At 38.1% G+C, this 13,903-nt stretch carries 15 protein-coding genes and 1 tRNA gene; 4 read left to right on the top strand and 12 right to left on the bottom strand.

The annotated features are described in order from the left end of the window. Positions 1-144 precede the first annotated feature (144 nt). The 4 genes from CKV81_RS12645 (at position 145) to CKV81_RS13655 (ending at position 3,019) form a co-directional block, all read left to right on the top strand. On the top strand, positions 145-795 hold the full coding sequence (locus CKV81_RS12645; protein ID WP_095073815.1) for a TetR/AcrR family transcriptional regulator: 651 nt from the start codon (positions 145-147) through the stop codon (positions 793-795). A 149-nt stretch (positions 796-944) separates the two neighbouring features. Next, positions 945-1,604, top strand: a complete 660-nt coding sequence (locus tag CKV81_RS13665; RefSeq protein WP_309300016.1) for a TonB-dependent receptor — start codon at positions 945-947, stop codon at positions 1,602-1,604. 3 nt (positions 1,605-1,607) lie between these two features. Further along, complete coding sequence (locus CKV81_RS13660; RefSeq protein ID WP_309300031.1) at positions 1,608-2,534, top strand: TonB-dependent receptor domain-containing protein; 927 nt, start codon at positions 1,608-1,610, stop codon at positions 2,532-2,534. 2 nt (positions 2,535-2,536) lie between these two features. Further along, on the top strand, positions 2,537-3,019 hold the full coding sequence (locus CKV81_RS13655) for a hypothetical protein (protein ID WP_309300015.1): 483 nt from the start codon (positions 2,537-2,539) through the stop codon (positions 3,017-3,019). 32 nt (positions 3,020-3,051) lie between these two features. On the opposite strand, the gene CKV81_RS12635 is transcribed toward CKV81_RS13655, so the two are convergent. From CKV81_RS12635 to CKV81_RS12580, 12 genes are all read right to left on the bottom strand, one after another. Next, positions 3,052-4,308 (bottom strand): site-specific integrase, encoded by a 1,257-nt coding sequence (locus tag CKV81_RS12635; protein ID WP_095073813.1) that lies wholly within the window; start codon positions 4,306-4,308, stop codon positions 3,052-3,054. A 251-nt stretch (positions 4,309-4,559) separates the two neighbouring features. Next, positions 4,560-4,633: transfer RNA gene (locus tag CKV81_RS12630), tRNA-Asp, on the bottom strand. Between the two features lie 129 nt (positions 4,634-4,762). Then, the gene (gene trxA / locus CKV81_RS12625; RefSeq protein WP_095073811.1) at positions 4,763-5,080 is read right to left on the bottom strand and encodes a thioredoxin; all 318 of its coding nucleotides are present in this window, start codon (positions 5,078-5,080) and stop codon (positions 4,763-4,765) included. A gap of 79 nt (positions 5,081-5,159) precedes the next feature. Next, positions 5,160-6,329, bottom strand: coding sequence for a cysteine desulfurase family protein (locus CKV81_RS12620; protein WP_095073809.1), 1,170 nt, complete (start codon positions 6,327-6,329; stop codon positions 5,160-5,162). 95 nt (positions 6,330-6,424) lie between these two features. After that, complete coding sequence (locus CKV81_RS12615) at positions 6,425-7,012, bottom strand: HAD family hydrolase (protein WP_095073807.1); 588 nt, start codon at positions 7,010-7,012, stop codon at positions 6,425-6,427. Positions 7,013-7,048: 36 nt separating this feature from the next. After that, the gene (locus CKV81_RS12610; protein WP_095073805.1) at positions 7,049-7,774 is read right to left on the bottom strand and encodes an SDR family NAD(P)-dependent oxidoreductase; all 726 of its coding nucleotides are present in this window, start codon (positions 7,772-7,774) and stop codon (positions 7,049-7,051) included. Positions 7,775-7,782: 8 nt separating this feature from the next. Continuing rightward, a complete protein-coding gene (locus tag CKV81_RS12605; RefSeq protein WP_095073803.1) occupies positions 7,783-9,099 on the bottom strand; it encodes an FAD-binding oxidoreductase in 1,317 nt (438 codons plus the stop codon). A 2-nt stretch (positions 9,100-9,101) separates the two neighbouring features. Further along, the gene (locus CKV81_RS12600; RefSeq protein WP_095073801.1) at positions 9,102-9,998 is read right to left on the bottom strand and encodes a decaprenyl-phosphate phosphoribosyltransferase; all 897 of its coding nucleotides are present in this window, start codon (positions 9,996-9,998) and stop codon (positions 9,102-9,104) included. Positions 9,999-10,110: 112 nt separating this feature from the next. Beyond that, positions 10,111-10,809, bottom strand: coding sequence for an OmpA family protein (locus tag CKV81_RS12595; protein WP_095073799.1), 699 nt, complete (start codon positions 10,807-10,809; stop codon positions 10,111-10,113). A gap of 31 nt (positions 10,810-10,840) precedes the next feature. Then, entirely contained in the window at positions 10,841-11,320 is a 480-nt protein-coding gene (locus tag CKV81_RS12590) for a lipocalin-like domain-containing protein (protein WP_095073797.1), read from the bottom strand. Positions 11,321-11,433: 113 nt separating this feature from the next. Beyond that, positions 11,434-13,173, bottom strand: coding sequence for a S8 family serine peptidase (locus tag CKV81_RS12585; RefSeq protein ID WP_095073795.1), 1,740 nt, complete (start codon positions 13,171-13,173; stop codon positions 11,434-11,436). A gap of 2 nt (positions 13,174-13,175) precedes the next feature. Continuing rightward, entirely contained in the window at positions 13,176-13,784 is a 609-nt protein-coding gene (locus CKV81_RS12580; protein ID WP_095073793.1) for a WbqC family protein, read from the bottom strand. Between the last annotated feature and the right edge of the window lie 119 nt (positions 13,785-13,903).

Below are 13,903 nucleotides of genomic sequence, written 5' to 3'. Positions count from 1 at the left end.
GTTTTTTTCATGTTGTGCATTTAGAATCAGATAGCAAATATAATACATTTCACTATATAGTGATATGAATTGAATTGAATTTTTCACTTCGTCGTGATTTGAAGATATAAAAATGAAGTAAATTTGTGCAAAACAAACAAATCAATGGCAAGAAAACGCATCCAAGGACCCGTCCGAAACAAGGAAAAAACCAAAGACAGAATGCTTGAAGCAGTAGGCAAAATCCTAAAAAATGAAGGCTACACAGGACTGAAGGTGACCAATATTGCCAAAACTGCGGAAGTTGATAAAAAACTAATTTACGATTATTACGGCTCTACCGACGAAGTGATTAATACCTATATCAAATCACAGGATTATTGGGATAATGTTTCTGAAAACAGTACAGAAATCATCGAAGAAAGTATAGCAGATAACGGAAAAAGTCTTTTGAAAGATTTTTTGAAAGGTCAACTTGCCACGATGACAACCAATACGGAACTTCAAAAAATCATTACTTGGGAACTCTCCGAACCACAACCAATTTTAAAAAAACTTGCAGAAGAACGAGAAGAGCAGGGAGAAATGCTTTTCAAGAATCTTACAGACCCCTATTTTAAAGAAAACGCCATCTCCTTTCGAGCAATACAGGCATTGCTGATTTCTGGAATTTATTATTTAAGCATTCATAATAGCGTGAATGGCAGCAAATTCTGCGGAATTGATATGAATACAAAGGATGGCTTGTCCGAAATTGAAAAAGCAGCAGAATTGGTAGTACAAATGTCATATGAAAGATTGGGAGAAAAGGAATAGTTGAAACATTAAAAAAAACTTATCAAATTAAATTTTCAGAATAATAATTATATCACTGAATAGGGATATAAATTAAATGCATATATTGTCACTTCTATGTGATATGTAACAAAATAGGCATCCCGATTGTCATAGTTTAAATTTGATTAATGAAAAAAAATACCGTTGCCGTTGTTCTGCTTTTCTCTCTTTCTTTCTATTCCCAAGAAGTAAAACCTTCCGATTCAATTATCAAAACGAAAGAAATTCAGGAAGTTTTAATTAAAGCACAGCGGAAAAAGCAGTTTTCCGACCACGCCAATTATACTTTCGACAAAGAAGCGTTGGAAAAAGCGAGACATTCCAAAGATTTATTGACAACGCTTCCCGAATTGCAATTAGACCCGATTTCAAATACCGTAACAAGCATTAAAGGCGGAAAAATCTTGTTTTTGATAAACGGAATCGAAGCAAGCGACAACCAAATTAAAAGCATTGCGCCAACCAATGTGGTGAGGGTTGAATATTTTGACATTCCACCAACAAGGTTTGTGACAAGAGCAGATACTGTGGTCAATATTGTGACGAGAAATCCTGAAAAAGGCTACAGTTACGGCGCAGATATTACTTCGGCTTTTATAACGGGTTTTGTAAATGGCTCTGCTTATGGAAATTATACCAAAGGCAAAAATGATTTCGGATTGGAATACAATATCAATCTCCGAGATTACGACAACCGGATTGTTGATAAAATCTACGAATACGACCTAAATAATCTTCGTTATCGCTCTGCTGAACAACAGAATGACCATTTTGGATACACCGACTAAAACATTACCGCAAGATACACCAATGCAGAAACAGGAAAATATGCTTTTCAAGCCAAACTGAACTTAAATATTAGTGATTCTTTCAGCAATGGAAACGGACAAAGTGTTTTCTCGCAGGGAAATCTACAAAATGAGCACGGAACTGTTCACAATCGTGCCTCCAATTACTTGAATCCGACTTTGGATTTATACTATTCTAAAAATATCGGTAAAAAAGATGAATTGAGTTTGAATTTAGTTGGTTCGCATTACGACACCAATTCCACACAATTTGACAGAGAATGGATTTTAAATTCCAATCAAGATGTTTTCAACAACGATATGATTTTGAAAGCGAAACAAAATGGAATTGTGGCAGAAGTAGCACACTCCCACAGTTTTAAAAAAGGAAAACTGAATTCGGGATATAGAATTTCCAATAATTCCATTTCGAACGATTTGCAGAATTTGGCGGGAAATTCAAATTACACCGTAAATTATCTTCAACAATATCTTTACACCGAATATTCAGGGAAGAAAGATAAATTCACTTACAGACTTGGTTTGGGTTTAACGAATATTCACAATAAAAGCGCAGAAACAGTTACAAATAATTGGTCGCCAACTCCTAAAATAGTACTAGGATATCAAATAAACAAAAATCAAAGCATCAGGTTTAGCAGCGATTATACACTTAGAAGTCCTTCAAGTCAAGCCTTGAGTAGCAATATTGTTCAGGTTGTTCCTAATATTACTCAGTTTGGGAACCCATTGCTAAAACCATACAGTTTGTTTTATAACAGCCTTCAATATCGTTTGAATAATAAATATTTTGATATGAATGTGGTAGTTTTTCATAATTACCTGCCTAATTCTTTCAGCCAATTTTATATAAAAACAGATAATGGTTTTGGGCTAACCTATGTCAATTCAGAATTGTTAGAAATTTAGGAATGCAATTATCGGGTTCTATCAAGCCTTTTGGCAACAATCTATTAGTTTTAAAAACCTTCTTGATGCCAATATCCATAAAGGTTAAAAAAGACGATCAAACCCAAATGCAAAGTTTTTGCGTGAGAAATAATTTTAACATTTCTTCTGAATACAAAAATTTTTCACTTCAATATCAGTTTAATTTCCCTGTTTTTATGCTTAATGGAGCTTTTCTATCAACAACAGAAAACGCAAGTCACTTGTTTGCAAGTTATAAACTAAAAGAATGGACTTTTAAAACAGGATTGTATTGGATGGGAATGCCATCGGAATACAAAACTAAAAGTTTGCCTGAAAGTTTAGTGAATTATTCAACACACACCCAAATCTTCAACAACAAAAATATGTTTGTTCTCGGATTGAGTTATGATTTTTCAAGCGGTAAAAAACTGCAGATTCAAAAGAAATTGGAAAACTCTACTGCGCCTGCGGCAACTTTTTAATTTTACATTCATATTTTTCTCAGAAAACTCGGCTATGTGCCGAGTTTTTTGATTTCTTTTTTTTTAGTTTCTTGTTTTTGCTGTAGAATAAGTTTTAGATTTCCCATATCTTGGCTTACTTTAGAATCCAAAATCTTCGCATAATGTTGTGTAGTTTTAATGCTTTTATGTCCAAGCATTTTGCTTACGCTTTCTATGGAAACACCGTTTGACAAAGTAACCGTCGTTGCAAAAGTGTGTCGTGCAATATGATAGGTTAATTCCTTTTCAATTCCACATAAATCTGCAATCTCCTTCAAATAGGCATTCATCTTTTGATTACTCAAAACAGGAAGCAGTTTCCCCGAATTGAGGCAGGTTTTGTTATCCTTGTACTTTTCTAAAATACTTTCCGCCTGTGGAAGTAATGGAATATTGGAAGTGGTTTTTGTTTTTTGGCGTTTCGTGAAAATCCATTTGTTACCGTCCAAACCAAGATTGATATTTTGATGCGTGAGTTTTTGGGTATCAATATAAGCAAGTCCTGTATAACAACTGAAAAGGAAAATATCCCGAACCAAAGAAAGTCTTTCGTTTTTGAAATCTTTTGTGCTAAGGTTTTCAAGTTCATCTTCATTTAAAAATACTCGAGTTACCTCGTTGAATTTGGATTGATAATTCAAATAGGGATCTTTATCTAACCAACCATTCGCCAAGCAAATCCTGATGATTTTCCCGAAGTTTTTTAGATACTTAACCGCAGAATTGTTGTTGCAGGATTTTTCGGTTCTTAGATAGAATTCAAAATCATTGAGAAAAGCGTAATCAATCTTCTTGATATCTATGTCCGAAACTTTAAATTTCCATTTTAGAAATTCTTTGGTGTGGCTCATACAGGTCTGATATCTTCCTAGCGTACCTTTCGCATATTCCTTCCCTACCAATTTCTCCATTTTATCGTTATGGTCTTGAAAAATGAGGATAAGCATTCTTCTTCTGACCTCTTTTCCGAGTAGTTTATTTTTTAATAGTTCGCAGGTAATGTGACCTTTGTCCTTCATCAACTCGTGATAGGTGTCATAAATACGTTGTTCAAAAGTTTTAAGGTAGAAATTAAGCGATTTTACCGCTTCTGAGTTGCCATTCACCTTTTGTCCCACAGAATTCCACAAAGAAGGATTTATGTTCCTTTTCGTGCTTATTTCGGAAACGATTCCATCAATGGTCATTCGAAGATAAATTGGCGCTTCGCCTTTTGAATTGGTCTTCGCTTTTCGGACATAGAAAAGCAGGTTGAAAGATTGATTCATTTTTTATGCCTTTAAAAGAGTTTAAAACTAATCTTAAACAAACCTACTCACAAGATATTCAATCCTTGAATAAGCCTTGTACAGGTTGTTTTCAGAATTTTCAGTGACCTATTTCTGACCTTTCTAACAGGTCACTGAATAGGTCACTGACAGATTGTGAAAATTTGACTCTTTTTGATAACGGCATAAAACAAAAAATGCAGTAAAACCTCTATTTTACTGCATTTTGTATTACTTTGTTGTAATAATTGCGATCCGGACGGGACTCGAACCCGCGACCTCCGCCGTGACAGGGCGGCATTCTAACCAGCTGAACTACCGGATCTCATCAAATCAAAAGAGCTCTTTCTTTTTGGTGAGTGCAAAAATACAACTTTTATAGAACTTTGCAAATTAATTTGTAAAAAAAATGCCTTCCTAATGGGAAAGCATTCATTTTCAATATTTTTATTTTTTATAAGTGCGCTGAAAGCTTCTCGGCAAGCACCTCTTTCGGCGCTACACCCACCACTTTATCCACAACTTCACCATTCTTGAAGATCAATAAAGTAGGGATATTTCTGATTCCGTAATCTACAGAAACCTGCTGATTATTGTCCACATCTACCTTTCCTACTACTGCCTTTCCTTCAAAATCGTTAGCCAGCTCTTCTACGATTGGCCCTACCATTCTGCACGGCCCGCACCAAACTGCCCAAAAATCTACCAATACCGGCTTATCTGAATCTAAAACCAGCTCTTTAAACGTGTTGTCTGTAATTTCTAATGCCATAATTTTTATGTTGTTTTAATTAAAATCTTTTTACAAAAGTAACAATTCTGATACCATTAAGACTCGTGAAGTGTCTATCCTACACATTTGTTTTTTCTATAGCGGATGTCTGATAAATTTCTTGCAATGCTTCAACAAAATAGTCAATATCAGCTTTTGTGGTGTGGTGGCTGAAAGAAATTCTGAGCGGCGTGGTATTCTCCAGCTCATCATCTTGCAAAATCATCATCATTACCATAGAGGGTTTTGCGGCGCCCGATGAACAGGCACTTCCCTGAGAAATCGCGATACCTTTCATATCCAGCTGAAGCCCGATCAAAGGATTTTTGAATGGCAGGAGCGCGCTTAAAACAGTATAAAGGCTCTTCTCCAAATCTTCCGAGTGACCGTTGAATTTTATTCCCGGAATAGTTTCTCTAAGTTTCTGGGCTGTGTAAGATTTGATTTCTTTCATATGATTTGCATAACGGTCAAGATTGGTCATGCAAAGGTCCAGTGCTTTACCCAAGCCCACAATTCCGGAAACATTTTCAGTTCCGGCCCTCAGTTCCCTTTCCTGTGCACCGCCTAAAATCACCGGTTTGATGCGCGATGTCTTGCGGATGTACGCAAAACCTACACCTTTGGGACCGTGGAATTTATGGGCGCTGCATGAAGCGAAATCAATATTAATTTTTGAAAAGTCAAGATCCAAATGTCCTATGGTCTGCACCGTATCCGAATGGAAATAGGCACCGTACTTTTTACAAATTTCACCCACTTTTTCTATATCCAGTATATTACCAATTTCGTTGTTAGCGTGCATCAGTGATACCAAAGTTTTCTTGTCCGAGGCTTGCAAAGCTTCTTCAAGTTGTTGTAAACTGATGTCACCATTATGATCAGGACGCAGATAAACAACCTCGCAGCCTTTTCTTACTTTAGCATCCCGAACGGCTTCTGCAACGCATTTGTGCTCAAGCGGCGAGGAAATAATTCTTTCCACGCCAAGATGTGTGACACAAGATTTGATAATCAGGTTATTCGATTCGGTTCCGCATGAAGTGAAGATAATTTCCCCCGGCTGCACATTCAGATACCTGGCAACATTTCTCCGTACGCCTTCTATCAGGGCTTTTGCTTCCTGTCCTGCGCTGTGCGTGGAGGATGGATTTCCGTAATTCAACCTCATCGCTTCTACCATTGCATTGATGACCTCCTCTTCCACCGGCGTGGTTGCGGCATTATCCAGATAAACTTTGGTATTCATTTTTAGTTTAGAGTTTTACTTTTTAGCTTAAAATTAGATTTTGAATTAAAAAAAACCGATTTCAATAACCGGTTGTAATTTTAACAGCGTTAAATTTAGTGAAAAAATTTAAAATGACTTTCGTCTGCAAATGCCAGCATTTCTCTGTCGCCTGAGGTGTCCCCGAAAGCTATTATTTTATCAAACTTTTCATTTTCGATTTCTTTTTTGATCCGGTTTACTTTCTCCCGGCCATTACAGTTTTTTGTGGCAAAATTTCCCGTGAAAATTCCGTTAAGAAATTCCGCTTCGGTGGCAAGCAGCTTAATCTGAAATTTATCTGCAAAAGGTTTTACCCATAAATCCACAGACGCTGTTACGATCAACGACTCTGTATTCTCCCGGTCCATGTTTTCGATAAAATCCAGGGCATTTTTTCTTATGATTTGAGGATAATGTTCTTCGAAAAACTTCTGCGCCTTCAGTTCTAATTTCTCTTTTTTTTCGCCCTTTAAAACTCCCGATATAAAACTTCTCTTTACTTTTTCAGCCTCAATTAAACCTAATTTTAATAAAATGAACAGCGGCGTATGTTTTACAAACTGCCGGTAAAATTTCTTTTTATCATAAGATTTCAGGTACAAAAACATCGTATCCCTGTAAGTAAGTGTTCCGTCAAAATCGAAGCAATACAGTTTTTTCATTTAGAATGAGCGAAAAAGGTATTCCGCATTATGATTTTAAAGTTTAAGTTTTTTAAATATAAACTCGGGAATATGTTTAATGATCAGCATAATGAGCCACCATACTGGTAAAACGTAAGCCACATTTTTTCTTTTTTTATAGGCTTTGTAAATACTTCCTGCCGCCTGCTTGGGGGTGGCTGTGAGTTTAGGATTCAGCGGCAGCCCTTCGGTCATTTTGGTTGCCATAAATCCGGGTTTCACCGTCAGAACATGAACTTTTTTATCGAAAAGATAATTGCGTAAACCGCTCAAATAGGCCGTAAACCCTGCTTTTGCAGATCCGTAGATAAAATTGCTCTGCCGACCTCTGTCACCAGCTACAGATGACAGTGCGATAATGGTTCCGCCCCTCCTGGATTCCATTTTATGGACAAAATAATTCAGCACCGGAACCAGTTTTGCATAATTTATATCGATGATTCTTTCTGTATTTTTAAGATTGTATAACCCTTCATCAGTGCCTTCACCCAGATATCCCGCTGCACAGAACAGAAGCGGCGAGGAAATATGATCGAAGTTACTGTAATTAACCTCCTGCATCAGATCCAGAAAGACAATTTCACTGTTCTGCAGATACTTCACTTCCAGATGTTTTGCAAATTTTTGGGTTGTCTCTGTATTTGATGTGAAAAGATATATTTTTGGAAATTTCTCCCCCTCACCCAATACTTTTTCTACAAAAGCCTGCGCTACATCTGAATTACTGCCAAGTACGATCATTTTTTAAGTTAGTTATTGTGAATTATTCTTTTTTGTTGAAGGGAGACAAATTTCGGATTCTTCACGTTTTGTAAGTAATTTGTGAGGGAGGGCCTGCTCATGCTGTCCTTAGTAAGGTATATTCTGCCCCCAAATTCTTCCACAATGGCGTCGAGCTCGCTGACAAGTTTCTTCAGCCGGTTATTCATTTTAAAATCAAGCGCTAAAGTATAACCTTCCAATGGGAAAGAATTGTAAGCCTCCGGATTATTTTTACCGAAAAGCTTCAGCACCGCAAGGAATGAGCCGTTTCCACTATTTGCAATAACATTGAGGATTTTCTTTAACCCTTCTTTTCCCTTTTCTTTTGGAATTACCATCTGATACTGTATAAAACCAGCCTTTCCGTAGATTTTATTCCAGTCGCTTACAATGTCCAGCGGATAAAAAAACGTTTCATAATCTACAAAACTGTGCATTTCTTTTTTACGCTGTTTCTGGAAGTACAGTAGGTTAAAAAGCTTTACGGCAAAGGCATTGAGGACAAATGCCGGTAAATAGAACGGAATGGTTGGTATAAACCTCTGCTTTAATCTTAAGGGATTTTCGCGGAGATTTGTCGGAAGTTCTGCTTTCAAGGCATGTTCCCCGCGCATAAGTATTGAGCGGCCAATGTTTTTACCTTTCTGCAAACAGTCAATCCACGCGACATTGTAAGTCCAGTCTTCGCTTTCTTCGAATAATTTAAAAATTTCATCAAGATTTTCAGCTTTGATGCTTTCCTGCTTTATGTAAGCTGTTTCAATATTTTTTAGCTTCAGTTTGGCTGACAGGATGATTCCCGTAAGGCCCATTCCTCCGACAGTAGACCAAAACAATTCTGCATTTTCAGTGCGCGAACAAGTCAGCACAGTGCCTTTTTCATTCATAATGGAAAATTCTGTAACCCAAGCAGAAAAACAACCTTCCGAATGATGGTTCTTACCGTGAACATCCGATGCTATAGCGCCACCAACGGTAATAAATTTTGTCCCGGGAGTAACATAGAGAAAATATCCCTGCGGTACGATGACTTCTAAGATTTCGGAGAGCAGGACACCCGATTCACATTCGATGATACCATTAAGCCGGTCGAAACTGATGAATTTATTTAACCTCCTGGTGGAAAATATGTGCTCGGCCAGAGCAGCATCACCATAACACCGGCCATTGCCGCGGGCGATAATTTCATTGTTTTTTAAAATAAATTCTCTTATTTTTTGCAGAGAATCTTCGGATTTAACTTCTTTTTCCACAATTGGGTAGTTTCCCCAATTTGTCACCTTTTGTGTAAAATTTGCCTTCATTTTTATCCCATCAAATATTTGTGATAAATCAACAGCATGAACGATACAGCCCACAGCACAATCGTAATCTGGATATATCGGTCTCTGTAAACGATTTTGGTTGGGGATTCCGTTCGGTTATAAACCAGTGTTTGCTGAAGATAACGCAGAAAAGCGAAAACAACAAAAATCACCGTGTAAAATATTCTAATTCCGAAGCGTTCCTGAACTTCAGGAGTTACAGTAAACATCAAATAACTTACAATGGCCAGTGTAACCGAAATTGAAAGCGCTATGTCCGCAAACTGCACATTGTAGCCGTCCAGCGCCCGTCTTGTTTTTCCTGAGATTTGTGCATTAATCAGTTCGCCACGCCTTTTTCCTAATGCTAAAACCAAAGCCAGCACAAACGTCAGAAGTATCGCCCATTGCGAAATAGGAATTCCGGTTGCATAACCGCCGGCTAAAACCCTTAATACGAATCCCATTGAAACGATCGTTACATCAATAATCGCAACATGCTTCAGCCGGGATGTGTACGCAAGATTCATTAAAAAATAAAAAATGATAATGACGCCGAACTTCCAAATGTTGATTTTAAGGAAAAACGCTCCAAAAAAAAGTAATCCTGTGACTGCGAGAATTAAAAATCCTACGATAAATAATGCGTTATGTTTTGCGATTGCACCACTTGCCAGGGGACGGTATTTCTTTTCGGGATGTTTTTTATCAGCTTCAATATCTGTATAATCATTAAGAATATAAATACTGCTGGCCGTAAGCGAAAATACAGCGAAAGCATATAAACTTTTTAGAAATAAATCTGTTTCAAAAATATTGCCTGAGAAAAAAAGTGGAAGAAACACAAAGAGGTTTTTCACCCATTGTTCAATACGGATAAGCTTCAGATATTTCGTCATTTATGCTTTAAAAAGTCAAGAACAAAAGTAATGAAATTTATTGATATCAAATTTAAAGAAAACAAAAAAGCCGCTATCAAATAACGGCTTAAATATTTTGAAGTTTAGAAGTTTACTGTTTTACTTCTTGCTGTGCATCTTTAATCATTTCCTGGTTTGCAGTGATCGCAAATTCCACACGTCGGTTTTGCGCTCTGCCGGCTTCGGTATCATTAGTGGCAACAGGTTCTTTCGCACCCACACCCATTGCAAACATTCTGCTGGAAGCTATACCTTTCGAAACCAAATAATTTTTTACAGAAGCTGCTCTCCTTTCGGACAATCCCTGGTTATAAGCGGCGGAACCTTTGCTGTCCGTATGCCCATAAATGTTGATATTGGTATCTGGGTTGTTTTTCAGAACTTCTGAAAGCTTGTCCAGATTGGCTTTTCCTGAAGCTGTGAGCGCCGCAGAATCAAATGCAAAATTCACGATGCTTTCCGGAAGCGTTACTTTAATACTTTCACCCACTCTTTCAACTTCAGCTCCAGGCAAAGTTTCTTTAATTTCTTTGGCCTGCTTATCCATTTTCGCCCCGATAGCATTACCTACAACACCTCCAACAACACCTCCCAATACAGCACCTTGTGGAGCGTTACCGCCTTTACCGACGTTGTTACCAAGCACACCACCGATTACAGCACCTGCGGAAGTACCAATCACTGTACCTTTCTGCTGATTGTTTGCATTCTGTACCGCTTCGCAGCTGGTGAGCACCAAAGCGGAAGAAAGGAACAGTGCACCAATATTTGTTTTATTGAAAATTCTCATAATCTTTTATATTTTGATATTATTTACTTAATTATTTGTCCGCTGTTCTTTGGAAATTGTAGGTTACTCTTACAATCTCACCGTTAAAAGGAACATTTTGCTGAAGGCTGAACTGATCAATACCATGATTAACCATCGTCAGGCTGTAACCTGCGATGTTTTGTTTAGCTTTCGTTCCGTCTTCAATTTTTTTTAACTGGAATATATTTCCGTCCTTCACCTCAAATTTGATGGGTCTTGTTAGTGAGGGGCAAGAACCGCCACCATTCAAGGTATAAGCTCCGGAATAATTATTAGGAATCAGCCTCCAGTGGCTTCCCACGAAGCACTGCGCGTCAGCGCCTTCGTCAAACGGCCTGATTCTGTATGATTTGTCGTAATCAACACTTGTAATTTCCCAGTCACCTTTCAGTTTTAGGAACTCAGCTCTGTTTTGCTGAGCAGTTTTTGCTGTAGAGCATGATACGGTAAGTGCCGCACCAAAAATTCCTGCTAATAAAACATTTTTCATCTCTAGAAAAAATTAATTGTTCGTGAGAACAGATATTAAAAAACCGTGCCATTTTCTCTGAAAAAATAAAAAAAGCCCGGAAAATCGCTTTTATAAGATCATATTTTGAAGAATTACTTCCTTCTCACGGGATATTTCTTTTTAGTTGCTGATTTCTTTACCGTTGCCGTTTTCTTCAGGACAGGTGTAGCTGTTGAAGATGTTGGTTTATAGAAATTTGTATACGCATACTCTGCAGCTTTCCTCAAATCTATCACACCGCCAGCTCTGGAAATCAGATCAAACCTGTTATTTTCATTGGTTGGCAACATCGCATTTACTGTTGACTGATTTGCGGTTTTAACCAACGACTCAATGATCTGCTCGGGTTTGAGGTTTGGCATATATGCCAGAAGAACTGCCGCCGAACCGGCTACAACCGGCGAGGCCATCGACGTGCCCTGCAGATATTCGTACTTTCCGTCCGGTACGGTAGAATAAATTTCATCTCCCGGAGCAAAAACATCAACCATTTTCCCGTTAAAATTTGAGAAGCTGGCTCTTAGGAACTCGCTGTTATTCGTGCTGGCGCCCACCACAATCATATTCTTAAAATATGCCGAAGGGTCCGATACATTTTGAAAATTGGTAGGATAATAAACATTTTTCGAAATGTCTTCATTTTCGTTTCCGGCAGCTTTTACCAAAAGAACACCTTTATCCTGAGCATATTTGAACGCATCCCAAACGTATTTCTTGCCCGGAGAAACAGGTTTGCCAAAACTCATGTTAAGGATTTTAGCCCCGTTGTCAACAGCATATCTTATTGAGTTGGCAACGTCTTTATCACGCTCATCACCGTCAGGAACGGTTCTTACGGTCATGATTTTTGCAACCTTATAAGCAACGCCGTACTGAATTTCTTTCCCTTGCGGGTAACCGGCAATGATTCCGGCGACGTGAGTTCCGTGTTTTGCATCGGGACCTTCGTAATGGTTGTTACCGTAGTATCTTTCAGAATAATCTTCGTAATTATCTCCTACCATCGATGCACGCGGATCGAAATCCAGATTATACTGTTTTGTCGCCTGAGGTCCGTAATAATCAAGAGCTTCCTGAATTTCCTTATTCAGCATTTTATCCACTTCCGCCGCAGACTTTCCTGCAAATTTTGGATCCTGAGCTACATTTGCCAGAACGTTAGCAGCAATAGCCTGATCCTGAGTTGTCGGCCTTAGGGTCGCCACCACTTCCGGCGTAAGGTTTCTGCCGTTTAGCATTGCAACCATCGTTGGAATCAGGGTCTTGATTTTTGAGTAATTTTGAAAGGCCTGCTGAGCTTCAGGGTATTTTTTGTTGTAGATTTCCTTGCTCTTCATATACATATCAAATTCCTCCTTCATATTCGCCTGGTTCGCTTTGTTGGTTGCCGAATTAGGTCCTTCAAATATGGGTTTGTATTTTTTTACGACTCTGGTAACCTCCATATTGTCAACATCGACATCTGAAGTTTTGTTGCCAAGGAAATTCCAGCCGTAAACATCATCAATGTACCCGTTTCCATCATCATCTTTACCGTTATTTGGAACCTCGTTGGGATTTTTCCACATATTTTTCACCAACCCTGGGTGATCTACTTCTACACCACTATCCAATACACCAACGACAACGGTTTTTGGTTTCAAACCTCTGGATTCCAAATATTTATAAGCATTTTGCGTATTTACACCGAAAGTGCTTGTGGAAGCGTGATCCTTGTGGTACCAAGTCATCAAATCCCTGTCCTGCATCGGATCGGGCTGAGTTTTTTCAGTTTGAGCATAAACTGCTGTAAAACCTGCTAAAAACGATGCGGAAATCAATAGTTTTTTCATCTTTATAATTTAATATTCTGTATATAAGTTAAACTTTCCGGTCCCTTGTTACAAAGCAAATCAATAATGGAAAGATCAGCCAAAAACCCTAATTTGTCCGAAAAGGTCTGGTAGTACTCTTCCATTTCAAATTCCGACGGTTGTTTTGCAGAGAACTTTTCCCTGTAATTTATCTCCGCGGGATTGCGGGCGTATTCATCATTCAAAGAATATGCCTTTTCAGTTTTCAGGAGCTTTAGAATAATTTCCAGCGCTCTTAAATTGAATTTGATAAGAGATTTTTCTTCGGAATCAAAGATTTGTTTCAAATGATCTTCGTAAAACTCAAAATACGGTGAGCTTTGGTAAGCATTTTTTATGGATTTCCAGTGAAGGTGCTGCCAGTTTTCCGAATACGAAATTTCAATATCCTTCATTGCCCTTTTTCCGTTGTGATGGATGGGAATGATGAGTGAAAGTTTACCGTTCGCCCCGTAGATATTGGCGCGGTTTCTATAGGTTTGCTTTGGGAAATTTTCGTACTGCTCCAAAACAACTTCTGAATCGTGATGGAGGAATACTGAAAACCACGAAACTGGTGGCAGATAAAATATCGGTAAAAGTATTTTCATTTTATGTTCAGGCGAAAAGCCAATCTGTTTTTAAATTTAAAAACGGGCTTCAGCCCGTTTCATTTTAGTTTATGTATTCAGTTTTCATAGCCCCGATTGCAGTGTAAATCCTTTTTTGT

Origin of the sequence: Chryseobacterium taklimakanense (assembly GCF_900187185.1) — a bacterium.
GTDB lineage: Bacteria > Bacteroidota > Bacteroidia > Flavobacteriales > Weeksellaceae > Planobacterium > Planobacterium taklimakanense.
The sequence above is the reverse complement of the archived record's forward strand: the minus strand, read 5'-3'. Positions and strand labels throughout refer to the sequence as shown.

What these genes read in the sequence shown, in the direction of transcription:
- CKV81_RS13665 (WP_309300016.1), top strand. Translation starts at nt 945, where the DNA reads ATGAAAAAAAATACCGTTGCCGTTGTTCTGCTTTTCTCTCTTTCTTTC.
- CKV81_RS12595 (WP_095073799.1), bottom strand. Translation starts at nt 10,809, where the DNA reads ATGAGAATTTTCAATAAAACAAATATTGGTGCACTGTTCCTTTCTTCC.
- trxA (WP_095073811.1), bottom strand. Translation starts at nt 5,080, where the DNA reads ATGGCATTAGAAATTACAGACAACACGTTTAAAGAGCTGGTTTTAGAT.
- CKV81_RS12610 (WP_095073805.1), bottom strand. Translation starts at nt 7,774, where the DNA reads ATGATCGTACTTGGCAGTAATTCAGATGTAGCGCAGGCTTTTGTAGAA.
- CKV81_RS12620 (WP_095073809.1), bottom strand. Translation starts at nt 6,329, where the DNA reads ATGAATACCAAAGTTTATCTGGATAATGCCGCAACCACGCCGGTGGAA.
- CKV81_RS12615 (WP_095073807.1), bottom strand. Translation starts at nt 7,012, where the DNA reads ATGAAAAAACTGTATTGCTTCGATTTTGACGGAACACTTACTTACAGG.
- CKV81_RS12590 (WP_095073797.1), bottom strand. Translation starts at nt 11,320, where the DNA reads ATGAAAAATGTTTTATTAGCAGGAATTTTTGGTGCGGCACTTACCGTA.
- CKV81_RS13655 (WP_309300015.1), top strand. Translation starts at nt 2,537, where the DNA reads ATGCAATTATCGGGTTCTATCAAGCCTTTTGGCAACAATCTATTAGTT.
- CKV81_RS12585 (WP_095073795.1), bottom strand. Translation starts at nt 13,173, where the DNA reads ATGAAAAAACTATTGATTTCCGCATCGTTTTTAGCAGGTTTTACAGCA.
- CKV81_RS12635 (WP_095073813.1), bottom strand. Translation starts at nt 4,308, where the DNA reads ATGAATCAATCTTTCAACCTGCTTTTCTATGTCCGAAAAGCGAAGACC.
- CKV81_RS12605 (WP_095073803.1), bottom strand. Translation starts at nt 9,099, where the DNA reads ATGAAGGCAAATTTTACACAAAAGGTGACAAATTGGGGAAACTACCCA.
- CKV81_RS12645 (WP_095073815.1), top strand. Translation starts at nt 145, where the DNA reads ATGGCAAGAAAACGCATCCAAGGACCCGTCCGAAACAAGGAAAAAACC.
- CKV81_RS12600 (WP_095073801.1), bottom strand. Translation starts at nt 9,998, where the DNA reads ATGACGAAATATCTGAAGCTTATCCGTATTGAACAATGGGTGAAAAAC.
- CKV81_RS12580 (WP_095073793.1), bottom strand. Translation starts at nt 13,784, where the DNA reads ATGAAAATACTTTTACCGATATTTTATCTGCCACCAGTTTCGTGGTTT.